The following is a 16,444-nucleotide window of genomic DNA, read 5'->3' on the forward strand; positions in this document are numbered from 1 at the left end:
ATGACATCACCCGTACTGGAGTTGCGAGGCATCGACAAGCGCTTCGCCGGCGTGCATGCGTTGCAGGATGTGAACCTCGTCCTTCATCCGGGCGAGGTTCACGCGCTGATGGGACAGAACGGCGCGGGCAAGTCGACGCTCATCAAGGTGCTCACCGGCGTCGTGAGTCTCGACGCCGGCGAAATCCTGCTCGACGGCCGCGCGATTCGCCCGGAGTCGCCGCTCGACGCGCAGAAGCTCGGCATCAGCACGGTCTATCAGGAAGTGAATCTCTGCCCCAATCTCTCGGTGGCGGAGAACATCTTCGCGGGCTACTTTCCGCGACGCGGCGCGCTTGCCGGCTATCGCATCGACTGGGACGCGACGAACCGGCAGGCGCGTGAGCTGCTCGCGCGCATCGGGCTCGATATCGACGTGACGCGCGTGCTGACGAGTTATTCGGTCGCCGTGCAGCAGATGGTCGCGATTGCGCGGGCGTTGAAGCTGTCGTCGAAAGTGCTGATCCTCGACGAGCCGACCTCCAGCCTCGACGACGACGAAGTGCGCCGCCTCTTCGACGTGCTGCGCCGTCTGCGCGAACAGGGTCTCGCCATTCTGTTCGTCACGCACTTTTTGAATCAGGTCTACGCGATCTCGGATCGCATCACGGTGTTGCGCAACAGCCGGCGCGTCGGTGAATGGCGCGCGAGCGAACTGGGCACGCAGGCGCTCATCGCGGCGATGCTCGGGCGCGAGCTCGCCGCCGCGCAGGCGCGTCAGGCGCCGCCCGAAGAGTCCGAGGCAGGCGTCGCGGATAACGCCGTGCTCGACGCCATCCGGCTCGGCCAGAAAGGACAACTGCAACCGCTCGATCTGCGCGTGCGCGCGGGCGAAGTGGTCGGCGTCGCGGGGCTGCTCGGGTCCGGGCGCACCGAGCTTGCGAAGCTGCTCTTCGGTCTGGAGAAGCCCGATGAAGGCGAACTGCGCATGGATGGCGTACCGGTGTCGTTCGCGACGCCCGCGCAGGCGATCCGTCACGGCATCGCGTTCTGTCCGGAGGAGCGCAAGGCGGATGGCATCGTCGCGGAGCTGTCGTTGCGCGAGAACATCGCGCTCGCGTTGCAGGCGCGCATGGGCGCGCGACGCTGCCTCACGCGCGCCGAACAGAACGCGCTCGCCGAACGCTTCGTGCGCGCGCTCGGCATCAAGGCCGCGACGCTCGACATGCCGATCGGCCTGCTCTCCGGCGGCAATCAGCAAAAGGCGCTCATCGCGCGATGGCTCGCGACCGAGCCGCGCCTCCTGATACTCGACGAGCCCACGCGCGGCATCGATGTCGCGGCGAAGCAGGAAATCATGGACGAAATAATGCGCCTCGCATCGACAGGCATGGCGGTGCTCTTCATCTCGTCGGAGATCTCGGAGATCGTGCGCATCGCGAACCGCATCGTCGTGTTGCGCGACCGTCGCAAGGTCGGCGAGCTTCCGGCGGGAACGAGCGAGGACACCGTCTGCGAAATGATCGGAGCCGAACATGGATGACACCGTGCGGCGTGGAATGCTTCGCTCGGCGATGGAGCATCGGCTCGGCTGGCCGATCGTCACGCTCGCGCTGTTGCTTGCGTTGAACGCGGCGTTCAATCCGGGCTTCCTGCATGTCGAATGGCGCGATCATCATCTCTACGGCAGCCTCGTCGATATTCTCAATCGCGCCGCGCCGCTCGCGGTCGTCGCGCTCGGCATGACCATCGTGATCGCGACGCGCGGCATCGATATCTCCGTGGGCGCGGTCGTCGCCATCGCGGGCGCGGTCGCCGCATGGGCGATCGGCGGGTCGGTCGCGGGCACCGTCACGCGCTTTCCGCTGCCCGTCGTGATCGTGCTCGCGCTCGGCGTCGCGTTGCTGTGCGGGCTGTGGAACGGCGTGCTCGTCGCGCGCGCGGGCATGCAGCCGATCATCGCGACGCTCATTCTCATGGTCGCCGGACGCGGCATCGCGCAGCTCATCACGAGCGGCCAGATCATCACGATCTACTACTCGCCCTACTTCTTCTTCGGCGGCGGTTATCTGCTCGGCGTGCCGGTGTCGATCCTGATCGTCGCGCTCGTGTTCGTGCTGCTCTATCTCGCGATCACACGCACCGCGCTCGGGCTGTTCCTTCAGGCGATCGGCATCAATCCGACCGCCGCCCGCGTCGCGGGCGTGCAGGCGCGCAGGCTCACGCTCGGCGCGTATGCGTTCAGCGGATTGTGTGCGGGCGTCGCGGGCATACTGATCAGCTCGAACGTGAAAAGCGCCGACGGCAACAACGCGGGCCTGCTGCTCGAACTCGACGCGATCCTCGCCGTCACGCTCGGCGGCACCGCGCTGACCGGCGGGCGCTTCACGCTCGCGGGCAGCGTGATCGGCGCGCTTATCATCCAGACGCTCACGTATCTGATCTATTCGCTCGGCGTGCCGCCGGAGGTGAATCTCGTCGTGAAGGCAATCGTGGTGTTCGTGGTGATGATGCTGCAATCGGGCGAATTCCGCGCGACGGTCGCGAAGTTTGCGCGCCGCCCCGCTCTTTCCGACCGCGAGGTGCGCCGATGAATTCGGGCCTGCCCACGCTCACGCAGCATCGCAAGGGCGATACGCCGCCGCGCAAGACATCGCGCAGCCGCTACCTGCCGCTCGCCGCGACGATATCGCTGTTCATCGCCGTATCGGTGCTCGGCTCGGTGATGTACACCGGCTTCTTCTCGCCGCAGGTCTTTCTCAATCTGCTGATCGACAATGCGTTTCTGATCGTCGTCGCGGTGGGCGAGACCTTCGTGATTCTGTCGGGCGGCATCGATCTGTCGGTGGGATCGGTGATCGCGCTCACGACGATGGTTTCCGCCGCGCTCGTCGAAAAGGCGGGCTGGCATCCGCTCGTGGTGATTCCGCTCGTGCTCGCGATGGGCACCGCGTTCGGCACGCTGATGGGCTGGCTGATCGCGCGTTTTCGGCTGCAGCCGTTCATCGTCACGCTCGCGGGAATGTTCCTCGCGCGCGGGCTGTGCTATCTCATCAGCATCGATTCGATCAGCATCACGGACCCGTGGTACGCGGCCGTCTCGCAGCTTCGCATTCCCGTGATGAGCGGCGCGTCGCTGTCGCTCGGCGCGGTGATCGCACTCGTCGTGCTTGCCGCCGCGGTGTTCGTCGCGCATTACACGCCGTTCGGACGCACCATCTACGCGGTCGGCGGCAATCCGCATTCCGCGCTGCTGATGGGCTTGCCGGTGAACGCGGCGACCATCGGCGCCTATGCGCTGTCGGGGTTCTGCTCGGCGCTCGGCGGCGTGCTGTTCACGTTCTACATGCTCTCGGGTTACGGCCTGCACGCGATGGGTCTCGAACTCGACGCGATCGCTTCGGTCGTCATCGGCGGGACGCTGCTGACGGGCGGTGTCGGCTATGTGATCGGCACGCTGTTCGGCGTGCTGCTGCTCGGCATCATCCAGACGCTTATCTCCTTCGACGGGTCGCTCAGTTCGTGGTGGACGAAGATCGCGGTCGGCGCGCTGCTGCTCGTGTTCTGTCTGTCGCAGCGGGCCTTCGGTGAGCGCGGCGCGGCGAAACGCTGACGACGATATGGACTATCGACATCCACAGCCCCGCAAGAGCATGCACGCGCGCATCGTGCAGGAGCTCGGCATCGAGATCGTGAGCGGCAAGCTCAAGCCGGGTGATCGTCTGCCCGCCGAGGCGAAGCTGTGCGAAGCGTATGGCGTGAGCCGGCCCGTGCTGCGCGAAGCGACGCGCGTGCTGGTCGCGAAAGGTCTCGTGCTGTCGAAGCCGCGTCTGGGCAGCGTCGTGCGTCCGCGCGATGAATGGCACACGCTCGATCCCGATGTGCTTTTCTGGACGATCAACAGCGTGCACGAAGGCGAGTTCTTTCAGTCGCTGCTCGTGGTGCGCAGAATCGTCGAGCCGGCGGCCGCTGCGCTCGCCGCGTCGAACGCGACGGAGGAGGATGTCGCGCTTATCCGTGATGCGTTCGAGCGCATGTCGCATGCGGCCACGCCGGAGGCCTTGCTCGCGCCCGATCTCGAGTTTCATCGCGCGATCATGACCGCGACGCATAACGATATGCTGATGTACATCGGTCATATGCTGACGCTGGCGCTGTCGGAGTCGATCAAGCTGACGAGTCGTCATCCCGATACGCATGCGCTTTCATTGCCTCGGCACAAGGCGATTCTCACTGCTATCGCGAATCGTGATCCGCTCGGGGCGCGGCATGCGAGTCTCGTGCAACTCGACAATGCACTGGCTGATGCGCAAAGTGTGTTATCGGCGGTTTATCAGGAATAGTGTTTTTGCTTAGGTTTTTTGGGGTTTTTTTTCGCCGGATCCCGTGTTCGTGTCGGTCTATTAGCACTGCCCCTGTGCGGGGCGGCAGTCACTTTCTTTGCTGCTGCAAAGAAAGTAACCAAAGAAACAGCTTCTCACCGCCCGCGGTCACACGCAGTTTGGCCAAACTTGCCAGCCGCCAATGGCACTCGCCTAAGTGTCGCCCTCAAAGGCCCAATCGGGCTTGGCTCGCGCACGGTCTGACAAGCTAGTTGTTTAAGGGCGCTGGTTCAGCGCCAAATAGCTTCGGCACAGCGCTTCGCGCTGCCGTTGGGTATATGAGGGAAACCGTCGAGAAGAAGCACGCGCGCACCCGATTGACCCATCGGCCGCGAAGCGGGCCGGAGCTATTTGGCGCTGGACCGGTGAGGCAAACGACGCGATGTGTCAGACCGTGCGCGGTCCAAGCCCTTGTCTGCTTGTGGGGGCACTCGCTACTGCCGGGCCATTCAGCCAATCGTCTGTGCCGCGGCCGGTGTGAAGTGCTTAGGCTGGGGATAGCTGTTTCTTTGGTTACTTTCTTTGCAGCAGCAAAGAAAGTGACTGCCGCCCCGCACAGGGGCAGTGCTAATAAACCGACACGAAACCGGGATCCAGCGAAAAGCACGTCAACAAGATTCTCCCCTATGTGCACCGTCGCCACGCGTTCCCGTCCAACGCCTTGTCGAGCGCATCGACAGACCAAACCTCATCGATTGCCTGTCGAAGCAGCGCCTGCTGGCTCATCGGCGCAAGCCCGCCAATAGGTGGATCACGATCCAGATTCGTCGGAAACGCATAACCTTCCGCGCACGACGCGATGACCGCATCCAGTTCCGCATCGCTCATCCGTCCCGTCGACTTGCACTCGAGCAACACCGGAAAAACCGCTTCGCACATGCGCGCGCGATCGAGCGATTCCATCGCACGACCATATGCCGATGAAACCTGCAACAGGTTCGCCATACGCTGCACGTCGTGTGTGCGGTTCGCGCCCGCAGCATGAAAGAGCGCCGGGCTAAAAAAAAGCGCGTCGCCCTTTTCGAGCGGCAGTTGAACGTAGCGTGCTTCGAAGTACTCGCGAAAGTCCGCGCGACGCCACGCGACATAACCTCGGGCGTACCGTTGCGAGAACGGCAGCAGTTTCGTCGGACCGCTCTCCACAGGCATATCGCTATGCGCGACCGCGCCTTGCAGCGTGAGAAACGGCGACATCGCATGGACATGCGCCGGATAGCGCCGCACTTCATCCGCCGTCTGAAAGCCGAGGTGGTAGTCGCGATGCGCCTGCTGCGCGTCGCCGCCCGGACGCACCACATTGACCTGCGACGTCATCTGGAAACCGGGACCGAGCCACGCTTGCGCGGCACACTCGATAAACGGATTCGCGAAGTAGCGCGCGAACACGCCAGGCGCCTGCAGACAGAGCTTTTCCTGCGCATTCCAGATGCGATCGTTCGCACCCGCCTTCGCGAAGTGATCGCCCGCGCTCACGCCTTGCGCACGCTCCTCGCGGATGATGGATTCGAAAATCGCGGTGGCTTCGTCGACCGGGCCGGTATCCGCATACGCATGCTTCAGCACGAACACGCCCGCGCCGTCGCGCAGCACTGTCGCCCATTCCGCCTGCAACGCCATGACCTGCGATGGGTCGCGCAATACATCGGCGAGCGCGCCGCAATCGTAGAGCGGAATCTGCCGCTGGATTTCCGACGCGAACGCCGGCTTCCTCGCGGTATCACGCTCCAGCAGGCTCGCAAACTCGTCGAGCGAACAGCCGCTTTCCGTGTACCAGTTCGTCTCGTTCATGTCTCGCTCCGTTTTCCCTAAGCATAGCCGGTGCGGCGAAACGTGAACCATCAATAAAACATCAAAAAACCATCAACAAGCATTACGCCCGCTTCAGATAGCGCTCCAGAAAGTCGATGAACACCCTCACCTTCGCCGACAGATTCAGCCGCTCCGGATAGATCGCGTAGATATCGGCGGGCGGCATCGACCAGTCGGCGAGCACTTGCTTCAGCGCCCCCGAATCGAGATACGGCTGCGCGTCCCATTCGGAGCGCACCAGCACGCCGTGGTCATCGAGCGCCCAGCGCAGGGTCGCTTCGCCGTCGTTGCTGCTCATCGCGCCCTGCACCTTCACCGTCTCGTGGCGCTTGCCCTTCGTGAAATGCCACGTGCCATACGCGGTGTCGTTCTCACGCAGCACGATGCACCGATGAGCGCGCAGATCGTCGGGCTCTTTCGGCGTGCCGTGCGCCTTCAGATACGCCGGCGATGCGCACACGAAACGCCGGTTCGCCGCGATCTTCCTGCCGACGACGCGCATGTCCGGCAACTCGCCGAAGCGTATGCCGACATCGAATGCGAACTCGGCGAGATTCATCGGACGATCGGTGAGATCGAGCTGCACGTCGACTTCCGGATATTCCCGGCGAAACCCGGACAGCGCCGGCGCGATGTGCCGCCGCCCGAAGCCGAACGTCGCGTTCACCTTCAGCAATCCGCGCGGCAGATCGCGGCTGCTCGACACCATGCGTTCGAGTTCCTGCACCTGTTCGAGCAGGCGCGAGCCGGTGCCGAGATAAAGCTCGCCTTCCTGTGTCATCGCGAGCCGCCGCGTCGTGCGATTCAGTAGCTTCACGCCGAGACGCCGTTCGAGCTGACTCAGACGCGCGCTCACCGCGGGCGGCGTCACCCCGAGCTCGCGCGCGAGCGCCGACAAGCTGCCCTGCGTGACGAGCCGCGCGAAAAACTCCAGGTCCGCGATCGAGTTCATTTATAAAACCATCTTAATAATGGGTTAAATGAGTCTGCATTTTACGGCCTCCAGTATCGAATTACACTGGCTTCGACTTATCCGAGGGCATCGAGGGAGACAGCATGGGACAGACGCTTTACCGGAAGATCGTGGAGAGCCATACGGTTTTTCGCGTCGATGAAGAGCACGTCGCGCTATACGCCGACCTGCACATCATGAACGAGTACACGAGCCCGCAGGCATTCGCGGGACTCGCGGAGAAGAACCTGCCGGTGCGTTGCCCGGAGAAGCAGATGGGCGTCGTCGATCACGTGATTCCGACGCATCCCGTGGCCGTCGACAAGCGCACGATCATGATCGACGCCGCCGCGCATCAGGCCGCGAACTTCACGCGCAATTGCGCGCGGCACGGCATTCATCTCTTCGACGTGCGGGACCGCGCGCAAGGCATCGAGCATGTGGTCGCGCCGGAAATCGGGCTGATTCGTCCGGGCATGGTCGTGCTGTGCGGCGACAGCCACACGACGACATACGGCGCGCTCGGTGCGCTGGGCTTCGGCATCGGCACGTCGGAGGTGGAACACGTGCTCGCGACGCAAACGCTCGTCTATCGCGTGGCGAAGGACATGCGCATCGTCGTGGATGGCGCGCTGGCGCATGGCACGACATCGAAGGATCTCGTGCTCTACATCATTTCGAAGATCGGCGCGCAGGGCGCGCGCGGCTTTGTCGTCGAATACGTGGGCAGTGCAATCGACGCGCTCTCCGCCGAAGCGCGCATGACCTTGTGCAACATGACCGTGGAAGCGGGCGCGCGCGGCGCGCTGATCGCGCCCGACGAGACGACGATTCGTTACGTGGCCGAGCGCATCGGAGACGATACCTTCGTCGCGCAATGGAAGCAGATCCATTCCGACGCCGATGCATCGTTCGACATCACGCATCGCTTCGACGCACGCGACGTCGCGCCCTTCGTCACCTGGGGCACGAGCCCGGATCAGGCGATTGCGATCGACGCGCGCATCCCCCGCCTCGCCGATGAACCGGTCGCGAAACGCAACGCATCGAAGGCGCTGGACTACATGGGGCTGGACGCGGAACAGGCGCTCGACGGGCTCGCGATCGATCACGTGTTCATCGGCTCGTGCACGAACGCGCGCATCGAAGACCTGCGCGCCGTCGCCGACGTCGTGCGCGGCCGCAAGGTCGCGCCTTCCGTGCGTGCGATGGTCGTGCCCGGCTCCGGCATGGTCCGCGAGCAGGCAGAACGCGAAGGCATCGCGAGCGCGCTGATCGAAGCGGGTTTCGAATGGCGTCAGCCCGGCTGCTCGATGTGCCTCGCGATGAACGACGACATCCTGCAACCTGGCCAGCGCTGCGCCTCCACGACCAACCGCAATTTCGAAGGTCGCCAGGGACGCGGCGCGCGCACCCATCTGATGAGTCCGGCGATGGCCGCCGCTGCCGCGCTCGCGGGCCGCATCGTCGATGTACGAAAGGAGTTCGAGCATGTCTGAGCACGCAACCCTGGCGGGCATCGCCGCGCCGCTTCCCCTGAACAATCTCGATACCGACCAGATCATGCCGAAGCAGTTTTTGTTCGGCATCGACAAGTCCGGTCTCGCGCGCGGCGTGCTGTATGACTTGCGCTTCGACGCGTCGGGCAATGCGCGTGAAGACTTCGCGTTGAACAAGCCCGAATACGCGGGCGCGCGCATTCTCGTCACGGGCGCGAACTTCGGTTGCGGATCGAGCCGCGAGCACGCCGTATGGGGCCTGCAACAAGCGGGCATCGATGTAGTCATCGCGCCGAGCTTCGGCGAGATCTTCTACTTCAACGCGCAGAACAACCGGCTGCTGCTGATCACGCTCGATGAAACCATCGTTGCGACATTGACCGCGCTCGTGAGCGATCCGGCAACGAACCGCCTGACCATCGATGTCGAGCATCAATGCGTGAGCACGAGCGATGGCACTCATTACGCCTTCGATCTGCCGCTGCGCCAGAAGCGCATGTTCATCGAAGGCCTCGACATGATCGGCATAACGCTCGCCGACAGCGACGCGATCCGCGCGTTCGAAGCGAAGCATGAAGCCGCGCATCCGTGGATGAAGATCGATCTGCCGAAGCTACGCAAGACACAGGCGGCGTAACCCAAGAAGAGACGCACGAGCGTCCAGCGCCGCACCATCCCCCATCAGGAGACACGTTATGGAAAGCCCTTCGTTGCGCACGGGCGCGGCGCCGCTCGGACTGCGCGCCCGCTTCTCGATGTTGACCATCGGCGGCATGCCGATCGCGATGTTCGCCGCGCTCGCACTGGTGACGATTCTCGCCGCCGCCACCGGCAAGCTGCCGAACGACATGATCGGCGGCTTCGCCGTGCTGATGCTCTCGGGCCTGCTGCTCGGCGAAATCGGCAGCCGCATTCCGGTGTTCAGGCATATCGGCGGCCCCGCGATTCTCTGCCTCTTCGTGCCATCGGCGCTGCTCGGCTACAAGCTGATGGACGACGCCGCGCTCAAGGCCATTACCACGACGATGAAGACCGCGAACCTGCAATATCTGTATATCGCGTGTCTCGTCGCGGGCAGCATCCTCGGGATGAATCGCAAGATCCTGATTCAAGGCTTTCTGAAGATGTTCGTGCCGCTGCTGGTCGGCACCGTGACGGCGATCGCGGCGGGCGTGCTCGTCGGTCTCATGTTCGGCCATGACCCGAAGCACACGTTCTTCTATATCGTCATGCCGATTCTCGGCGGCGGCATCGGCGAAGGCATTCTGCCGCTGTCGATCGGCTATGCGGAGATTACCGGCACGGCGCAAGGCCATCTCATTGCGATGATGGTGCCGGCCGCGCTCATCGGCAACGTCGTCGCGATTCTCGCGAGCGGCCTGCTCAAGCGTTTCGGCGAGAAGCATCGCGCCTACAGCGGCGACGGCATGCTCGTGAAAAGCGGCGACGATCAGACGCTCCTCAAGGAGCAAAAGGCCGAGGCCGCGCTCGATCTGCGGCTCATGGGCTTCGGTCTGCTGCTCGGCTGCACGGTCTTCATTCTCGGCATGTTGCTCGCGCCGGTCACAGGCATCCCCGGTCCTGTGCTGATGATCGTCGCGGCCGCGGTGCTGAAGGTCGCGCGCGCCATTCCCGAGCGTATGGAGATCGGCGCGTATCAGATCTACAAGTTCATGTCGACGAATCTCACCTTCGCGATTCTCGTCGGACTGGGCACGCTGTTCGTGTCGTGGGACAAGCTCGTCGGCGCATTCTCGCCCGCGTATTTCGTGATCTGCGCATCGACGGTCGCGGCGATGATCGTGTCGGGCTTTTTCGTCGGTGCGTGGCTGAAGATGTATCCGGTCGAAGCGGCGATCATCACCGCGTGCCACAGCGGCCTCGGCGGCACCGGCGATGTCGCGATTCTTTCCTCTTCGAACCGCATGGGCCTGATGCCCTTCGCGCAAATCTCGACGCGCATCGGCGGCGCGGGCATGGTCGTGTTCGCCACGCTGATGATGAAGTGGTTCGGCTGATGCGCCCGCGCTCTTCGCGTCAGAACCGCTCGATCATGCCGACCTGCACGCCGCGCACCGGCGCGCCGGGATAAGCCGCCGGAATACCGACGACGTTCACGCCGCGCAGCGTGAACGTCGCGTCACCATGATTGCGCAGCATCGCGCCGCTCGCGTAGAGCAGCACCTTCGGTGAGAGATCGTATTCGCACGCGACGCTGAACTGGTCCGCGTCGTTGTCGCCGCCCGAGCGGTCGCGTGCAAACGCATAGCCGAGTGACGCGCGCAGGCGCGGCGTCACTGCATAGCGCATCGATACCGAAAGACCGTCGCTGTGATAACGCGGCGATCCGCCATCGCCGTTGAAGTACGAAAGAAAGGCCGTCGTCTTGCCGATGCGATACGACACGCCGCCGAGATTCGCACGCAGACCGGTGTCGCCTTGCGTCTCCTGATGCGCGTAGGAAATGCGAAACGGCCCGTTGTGATACGCGAATGTCTCGTAGTTCCCGGATAGCCCGTTGCCATCACCGCTATCGCGCAGGGCGACCATGAGCGTCGTCGTGAAGCCGTGGAAATCGGGCGACAGATACGCAATGCCGTTATCCGTATAAGGCGTGATCTTCGACAGATTGTTGAGACCCGACGCGATCGTGCCCGCGCCGAAAGCATCGAGACCGCCCTTGAACGGGATATAGATCGGCGAGTACTGGCGGCCCATGCGCAACTCGCCCCACGGCGCGCCGAGACCGATCCAGGCCTGCCGGTTGAAGATCGTGTTGGCGGTCGCGAAGGTGCCGTCCGCCGAACTGAAGCCGCTTTCGAGATCGAAGATGAGGCGCGTGTCGGCGCTCAATTGCTCATAACCGCGCAGGCCGAAGCGCGAGCCGCGATACGCGCCCGAATCCATGCGCGGCGTCCACGACGAGCCGGGGTTCGTCACTTCGATGCTGGTGTCGATGGTTCCGTACAGCGTCACGGCGCTCTGCGCGTGGGCCGTCGATGCACCAATGCCGCATGACATCGACATGGCCAGCAGGCGAATGAAAGTCTTTGTCGGACGCATGAAATCTTCGGCCCAAATAACGAGCCGACAGGATCGGGGTAAAAGGGTTGGCCGGACGAAGCGGCGGCAAGCACGCCAGCGCCGCCGCCCGCCATGATAATCGCCCGGGCGGACGATCAGCGATTCAATGCATACGCGATGACGTAATCGCCGCGATCGGGCGACTGCCGCGCGCCGCCCGCCGAGATCAGCACGTACTGTTTGCCTGTCCTCGGCGATACGTAGCTCATCGGTCCGCCCTGGCTTCCGACCGGCAGGCGCGCCTTCCATACTTCCTTGCCCGTCGCGCTGTCGAATGCGCGCAGATAGTAGTCTTGCGTACCCGCGATGAACACGAGTCCGCCTTGCGTCGTGAGCGTGCCGCCGAGCGTCGGCATGCCGATGGGCATCTTCATGCGCATCTTGATGCCGAATGGTCCCGTGTCCTGCACGGTGCCGACGGGCACTTGCCACAACAATTTGCGCGTCTTCAGATCGACGGCCGACAACGTGCCGAACGGCGGCTTCTGGCACGGAATGCCGAGTGGCGACATGAAGCGGTTCTTGTTCACGGCGTAAGGCGTGCCCTTCAGCGGCACCGCGCCCATGCCCGTGTTCACCGCTTCGCCGCCGTTGCTCGCGGGTGCGCTGTCGGTTTTTTGCGGCACCATCTGCACCCAGAGGCCGAGACGCATGTCGTTCACGAAGACGACGTGATGGTTCGGATCGGTCGACAAACTGCCCCAGTTCATGCCGCCGAGCGAGCCGGGAAAGCTCAGCGAAACGTCTTTGTCGGGCGCGGTGAAGAGGCCGTCGTAGCGCATCGATTTGAAGCTGATCCGGCACACCAGCTGATCGAACGGCGTGGCGCCCCACATGTCCGATTCCTTCAGCGTATCCGCGCCGATCGTCGGCATGCCGGCCGAAAACGGCTGCGTGGACGAGTATTGCTCGTTGGGGATCGTGCCCGTCTTCACCCTGCGTTCTTCGACACGCGTGAGCGGCGTGCCCGTCATGCGGTCGAGCACGAAGATCTGGCCGGACTTGGTGCCGAACACGACAGCGGGTTTCGTCGATCCGTCCTGCTCCGGAAAGTCGATGAGACTCGGCTGCATCGGCACGTCGAAGTCCCACAGGTCGTTGTGGACCGTCTGGTACACCCACTTCTGCTTGCCGGTGGTCGCATCGAGCGCGAGGATCGACGTCGCGTAGCGATGATCCAGCGGCGTGCGATTGCCGCCCCACAAATCCACCGACGAGCTGCCCATCGGAATGAACACGGTGTTCATCGCGGGATCGTAGGACATCGGCGCCCAGGAGTTCGGCGTGCTGCGCGCGTAGGTCTGGCCCGGTTGCAGGCGCGCGTTGGGATCGTCGCGGCCCGGATCGAAGGCCCAGCGCATCTCGCCGGTGATGACGTCGAAACCGCGCAACACGCCGCCCGGCATGTCGGTCTGGACGTTGTCCGCCACGCGCCCGCCCACGACGACCGTCGTGCCGGCGAGCGTCGGCGCGGAGGTGAGCTGATACTTCGGATCGTCGGCGACGCCGAGGCCCGCCTTCAGATTCACGAATCCATGATCGCCGAAGCCTTCGCATAGCGCGCCAGTGTCGGCGTCGATCGCGACGAGGCGCGCGTCGATCGTGTTCATCAGCACGCGGCGCTGGCAACTCGCTCCCGCCGCGACGACAACGGCCGTCACGGGCGTCGAGCCTGCCACGGAAGGTTGCGCCGGAGGCTGGGTCGCATCGAAATAGGCGAGACCGCGGCAGCGGTTCCACACTTGCGCCTGCGCGTCGATCTCGCGCTTCCAGATTTGCTTGCCGCTGTCCGCATCGACGGCGATCACGTTGTTATGCGGCGTGCACATGTAGATGCGATCGCCAATCTGCAGCGGCGTCTCCTGATCTTCCGCGCCGTTGCCGGTGGGACTGTCGGGGATATCGCCCGTATGGAACGTCCACGCGACATGCAAATCCTTGACGTTGTCGCGCGTGATCTGGTCGAGCGCCACGAAGCGGCTGCCGCCGGGCGTATTGCCGTAGTTGCCCCAGTCCTTCTGCGCGTGTTCCTTCGCAACGGGTACGAGCGGCGCTTCGCTGCCTTCGGACGCGACGGTCGGATGCGGCTGGAACATCTGCACGAAGGCGACGAGCATCCCCACCGCGATGAGGCCGGCAAGCCCGTATGCACGCTTCGACGCGCGCTTGCCCGTCTCATGCCTGCGCAACGATGGCCATGCGAGCAGCGCGAGGACCATGAAGCCGGCCGGCAGCATCAGGCGCGACACGAGCGGCCAGAAATCGAAACCGGCGTCGATGGGCGCCCAAATGAGCGTGCCGATGAACGCCGCGGCATACATGAGCACCGCGGACGATTTCGCCCGCATGAACTGCACCGCCGACACGACGATGACCGCGCCCGCGATCACGAAATAGAGGCTGCCGTGCAACAGCGCGAGCTTCGCGCCGCCGACGACGAAAAACAGACCAGTGGCCAGCAACGCGAGGCCCAGCAATACGCACCCTGTTCTCAGCGCGGCTGAGAGACGGGCTTCACTCGTAGACATCGAATCTTCTCCAGGAATCTGCCATGCGATCCGGCGTCGGCCGGCGAAATGGAATGCCGCGGCCATGTCGCGCCGCGCGAGGAAAAGCGTTCCGTTGAAGTCAGCGCGTCGGACGACGCACTTCGTCATTCGCCGATGCCGCGGCACATGAGGAATCGGCAACGCGTGAATGCGTGCGCCGAAGTGCGCGGCTGGATCGCCTGCCCTGCGCGGTCATGAGAACCGGCAAGGACATTGGCGTAAACCACTACATTCTAACTGGATAGTTAAAAATTCGCTGCATTCAGCCTTCGTGCTCGCTCGCGAACGCCTCGCCCTCGCGCTCCAGCCACGAGCGAAACAGCGCGATCAGATCGTCGTTGGCCTTGTCATCGGCGACATAGGTGCAATAGCTTCGCGACGGCAGGCGCGGACCGTCGAACGGCGCGACGAGGCGGCCTGCGGCGAGATCGTCGGCGACGAGCGCGGTCGGGCCCATCGCGATGCCCATGCCATCGACGGCGGCCTGCAAGGTCAGATAGAAGTGATCAAAAGTCAGCACCGCCGCGGGCGTGAACGCGGGCAGATCCACCTGCGCGAGCCAGTCGGGCCAGACGCGCGGCAGGCTCGACGTATGCAGCAACGTGTGCCGCTGCATGTCCTCAGGCGTTCGCAGCGGCGAACGCCGCAATAGCGCCGGACTGCAAACGGGCAAGCGTTCTTCTTCGAGAAACGGCCGCATGACATAGCCGTAAAAGGTATCCGGGCCGCCGCGGATCACGATGTCATGCGTGTCCTTCAGGCTCTCCACCGGCTCGTTCGATGTCTCTATCCTCACTTCCACATCGGGATGAAGCACGCGGAATCGTTCCAGCCTCGGCACGAGCCAGCGCAAGGTGAATGTGGCGGGCGCATTCACGGTCAGCGTTCGCGACACCGTCTCGGACAAGCCGTAGCGGGCGGTGGCCTGCGCAAGCCGATCGAACAGCGGACCGATTTCCGCGAGATAAGCCCGCGCCGCGGGCGTGAGCACCACGCGCCGGTTATGACGCTCGAACAGGGACGCGCCGAGCCATGCTTCGAGCAGGCGCACTTGCTGGCTGATCGCGCCGTGAGTCACATGCAGTTCCGCGGCGGCTTCCTTGAAGCTGCCGAGCCGCCCCGCAGCCTCGAAGGCGCGCAACGCGTTGAGCGAAGGCAATGCCGGTCTCATTCACCAGAGTTTTTCTAACACGACAACGCAATTTATATGGTTTGTGCGGGGCTTACAAGATAGTTATTCTATGAACTATCCGTCACATAACCGACATAAAACGCATGTTCACCTACACCGGCGGTGTCGTTCTCTTTGCAGCGGTACTCCACGCGAGCTGGAACGCGATGCTCCACGGCAACCGCGACCGGTTCCTTTCGATGACATGGATGAGCATCGCCATCGGGGTCGTGTCGGCGTTCGTCGTCTTCTATTTGCCGATGCCTCCGAAAGCCGCGTGGCCGTATATCGTCGCTTCGGGGCTCGTGCATATCGTCTATAACGTGAGCCTCGTGCGCTCGTACCGTCGTGGCGATCTCGCGCAGGCTTATCCGATCGCACGCGGTTCTTCGCCGATGCTCGTCACGCTCGGCGCGGCGCTCTTCGCGCACGAAGGCATCGGCGCGCTGCATGCGTTCGGGATCGTGCTGATATCGGGCGGCATCATGGCGCTCGCTTTGCAGGGCGGCCGCGTGTCGCGTGCGGGCGTGCTCGCCGCGCTGACGACGGGCGTGACCATCGCGATCTACACGGTGATCGACGGCATCGGCGTGCGTCTCTCCGACGGCGAAGCGCTCACCTACACCACGTGGATGTTCATGTTCTACTGGCTGATGCCGGTGATCTTCGTCGCTAAGCGCGGCCTGCCGGCGCTCTGGACGCCGGTGAAGGAAACGCCGATGGCCGTGGGCTCGTCGCTCGCGGGCGGACTCGTATCGATTGCCGCCTACGGCATCGTGATCTGGGCGATGCAATCCGGCGCGATGGGCGCGGTATCCGCGTTGCGCGAGACGAGCGTCGTGTTCGCGGCGCTCATCGGACGCGTGTTCCTGCGCGAGCCGGTCAGCGCAAAGCGCTGGCTCGCGTGCGTGGTCGTCGCGGCCGGGGCCGTTTGCCTGGGGCTATGAAGTATGCGTCGAACTAAGGCCCAAGCTTGCCTTTGATCGACGAATCGGGATTGCGCAGGGTTCGATAAATTGC

The 16,444-nt window shown here is 63.8% G+C and carries 13 protein-coding genes; 8 read left to right on the forward strand and 5 right to left on the reverse strand.

Features of this window, described 5'->3' with window-relative positions:
• From QCE73_RS18370 to QCE73_RS18385, 4 genes are read left to right on the forward strand one after another with little or no spacing between them, the layout of a single operon-like run.
• Positions 1–1,521, forward strand: a complete 1,521-nt coding sequence (locus tag QCE73_RS18370; RefSeq protein ID WP_309882868.1) for a sugar ABC transporter ATP-binding protein — start codon at positions 1–3, stop codon at positions 1,519–1,521.
• Positions 1,514–2,572 carry an ABC transporter permease gene (locus QCE73_RS18375; RefSeq protein ID WP_238212277.1) on the forward strand — a complete coding sequence of 353 codons (1,059 nt, stop codon included), beginning with the start codon at positions 1,514–1,516 and terminating at the stop codon, positions 2,570–2,572. The genes QCE73_RS18370 and QCE73_RS18375 overlap by 8 nt, the downstream gene beginning before the upstream one ends.
• On the forward strand, positions 2,569–3,591 hold the full coding sequence (yjfF, locus tag QCE73_RS18380) for a galactofuranose ABC transporter, permease protein YjfF (RefSeq protein ID WP_035500439.1): 1,023 nt from the start codon (positions 2,569–2,571) through the stop codon (positions 3,589–3,591). Before QCE73_RS18375 ends, yjfF begins: the two co-directional genes overlap by 4 nt.
• A 7-nt stretch (positions 3,592–3,598) precedes the next feature.
• On the forward strand, positions 3,599–4,321 hold the full coding sequence (locus QCE73_RS18385) for a FadR/GntR family transcriptional regulator (RefSeq protein WP_035500438.1): 723 nt from the start codon (positions 3,599–3,601) through the stop codon (positions 4,319–4,321).
• Positions 4,322–4,984: 663 nt separating this feature from the next.
• Here QCE73_RS18385 and QCE73_RS18390 read toward each other — a convergent pair.
• Both QCE73_RS18390 and QCE73_RS18395 read right to left on the reverse strand, forming a co-directional pair.
• Positions 4,985–6,148, reverse strand: coding sequence for a phytanoyl-CoA dioxygenase family protein (locus QCE73_RS18390; protein WP_309882872.1), 1,164 nt, complete (start codon positions 6,146–6,148; stop codon positions 4,985–4,987).
• An 82-nt stretch (positions 6,149–6,230) separates the two neighbouring features.
• The gene (locus QCE73_RS18395; protein WP_309882873.1) at positions 6,231–7,121 is read right to left on the reverse strand and encodes a LysR substrate-binding domain-containing protein; all 891 of its coding nucleotides are present in this window, start codon (positions 7,119–7,121) and stop codon (positions 6,231–6,233) included.
• Positions 7,122–7,225: 104 nt separating this feature from the next.
• On the opposite strand from QCE73_RS18395, the gene leuC reads away from it, so the two are divergent.
• Genes leuC through QCE73_RS18410 form a run of 3 tightly spaced genes read left to right on the forward strand, consistent with a single transcriptional unit; the run spans position 7,226 to position 10,638 of the window.
• Entirely contained in the window at positions 7,226–8,620 is a 1,395-nt protein-coding gene (gene leuC, locus QCE73_RS18400; protein ID WP_309882874.1) for a 3-isopropylmalate dehydratase large subunit, read from the forward strand.
• Complete coding sequence (gene leuD, locus QCE73_RS18405) at positions 8,613–9,257, forward strand: 3-isopropylmalate dehydratase small subunit (protein ID WP_309882876.1); 645 nt, start codon at positions 8,613–8,615, stop codon at positions 9,255–9,257. Before leuC ends, leuD begins: the two co-directional genes overlap by 8 nt.
• 58 nt (positions 9,258–9,315) lie before the next feature.
• Positions 9,316–10,638, forward strand: coding sequence for a 2-hydroxycarboxylate transporter family protein (locus QCE73_RS18410; RefSeq protein WP_309882878.1), 1,323 nt, complete (start codon positions 9,316–9,318; stop codon positions 10,636–10,638).
• Between the two features lie 19 nt (positions 10,639–10,657).
• Here the strand turns inward: QCE73_RS18410 and QCE73_RS18415 are convergent, their stop codons facing one another.
• The 3 genes from QCE73_RS18415 to gcvA all read right to left on the reverse strand — a co-directional run bounded on the left by QCE73_RS18415 (position 10,658) and on the right by gcvA (position 15,424).
• The gene (locus QCE73_RS18415; RefSeq protein WP_309882880.1) at positions 10,658–11,683 is read right to left on the reverse strand and encodes a porin; all 1,026 of its coding nucleotides are present in this window, start codon (positions 11,681–11,683) and stop codon (positions 10,658–10,660) included.
• A 116-nt stretch (positions 11,684–11,799) separates the two neighbouring features.
• Complete coding sequence (locus QCE73_RS18420; protein WP_309882882.1) at positions 11,800–14,232, reverse strand: glucose/quinate/shikimate family membrane-bound PQQ-dependent dehydrogenase; 2,433 nt, start codon at positions 14,230–14,232, stop codon at positions 11,800–11,802.
• A gap of 283 nt (positions 14,233–14,515) precedes the next feature.
• Positions 14,516–15,424, reverse strand: a complete 909-nt coding sequence (gene gcvA / locus QCE73_RS18425) for a transcriptional regulator GcvA (RefSeq protein WP_309882884.1) — start codon at positions 15,422–15,424, stop codon at positions 14,516–14,518.
• 104 nt (positions 15,425–15,528) lie between these two features.
• On the opposite strand from gcvA, the gene QCE73_RS18430 reads away from it, so the two are divergent.
• On the forward strand, positions 15,529–16,371 hold the full coding sequence (locus QCE73_RS18430) for an EamA family transporter (RefSeq protein WP_309882886.1): 843 nt from the start codon (positions 15,529–15,531) through the stop codon (positions 16,369–16,371).
• Positions 16,372–16,444 lie beyond the last annotated feature (73 nt).

The sequence above is a fragment of the Caballeronia sp. LZ029 genome (assembly GCF_031451275.1).
GTDB classification, from domain to species: domain Bacteria; phylum Pseudomonadota; class Gammaproteobacteria; order Burkholderiales; family Burkholderiaceae; genus Caballeronia; species Caballeronia jiangsuensis.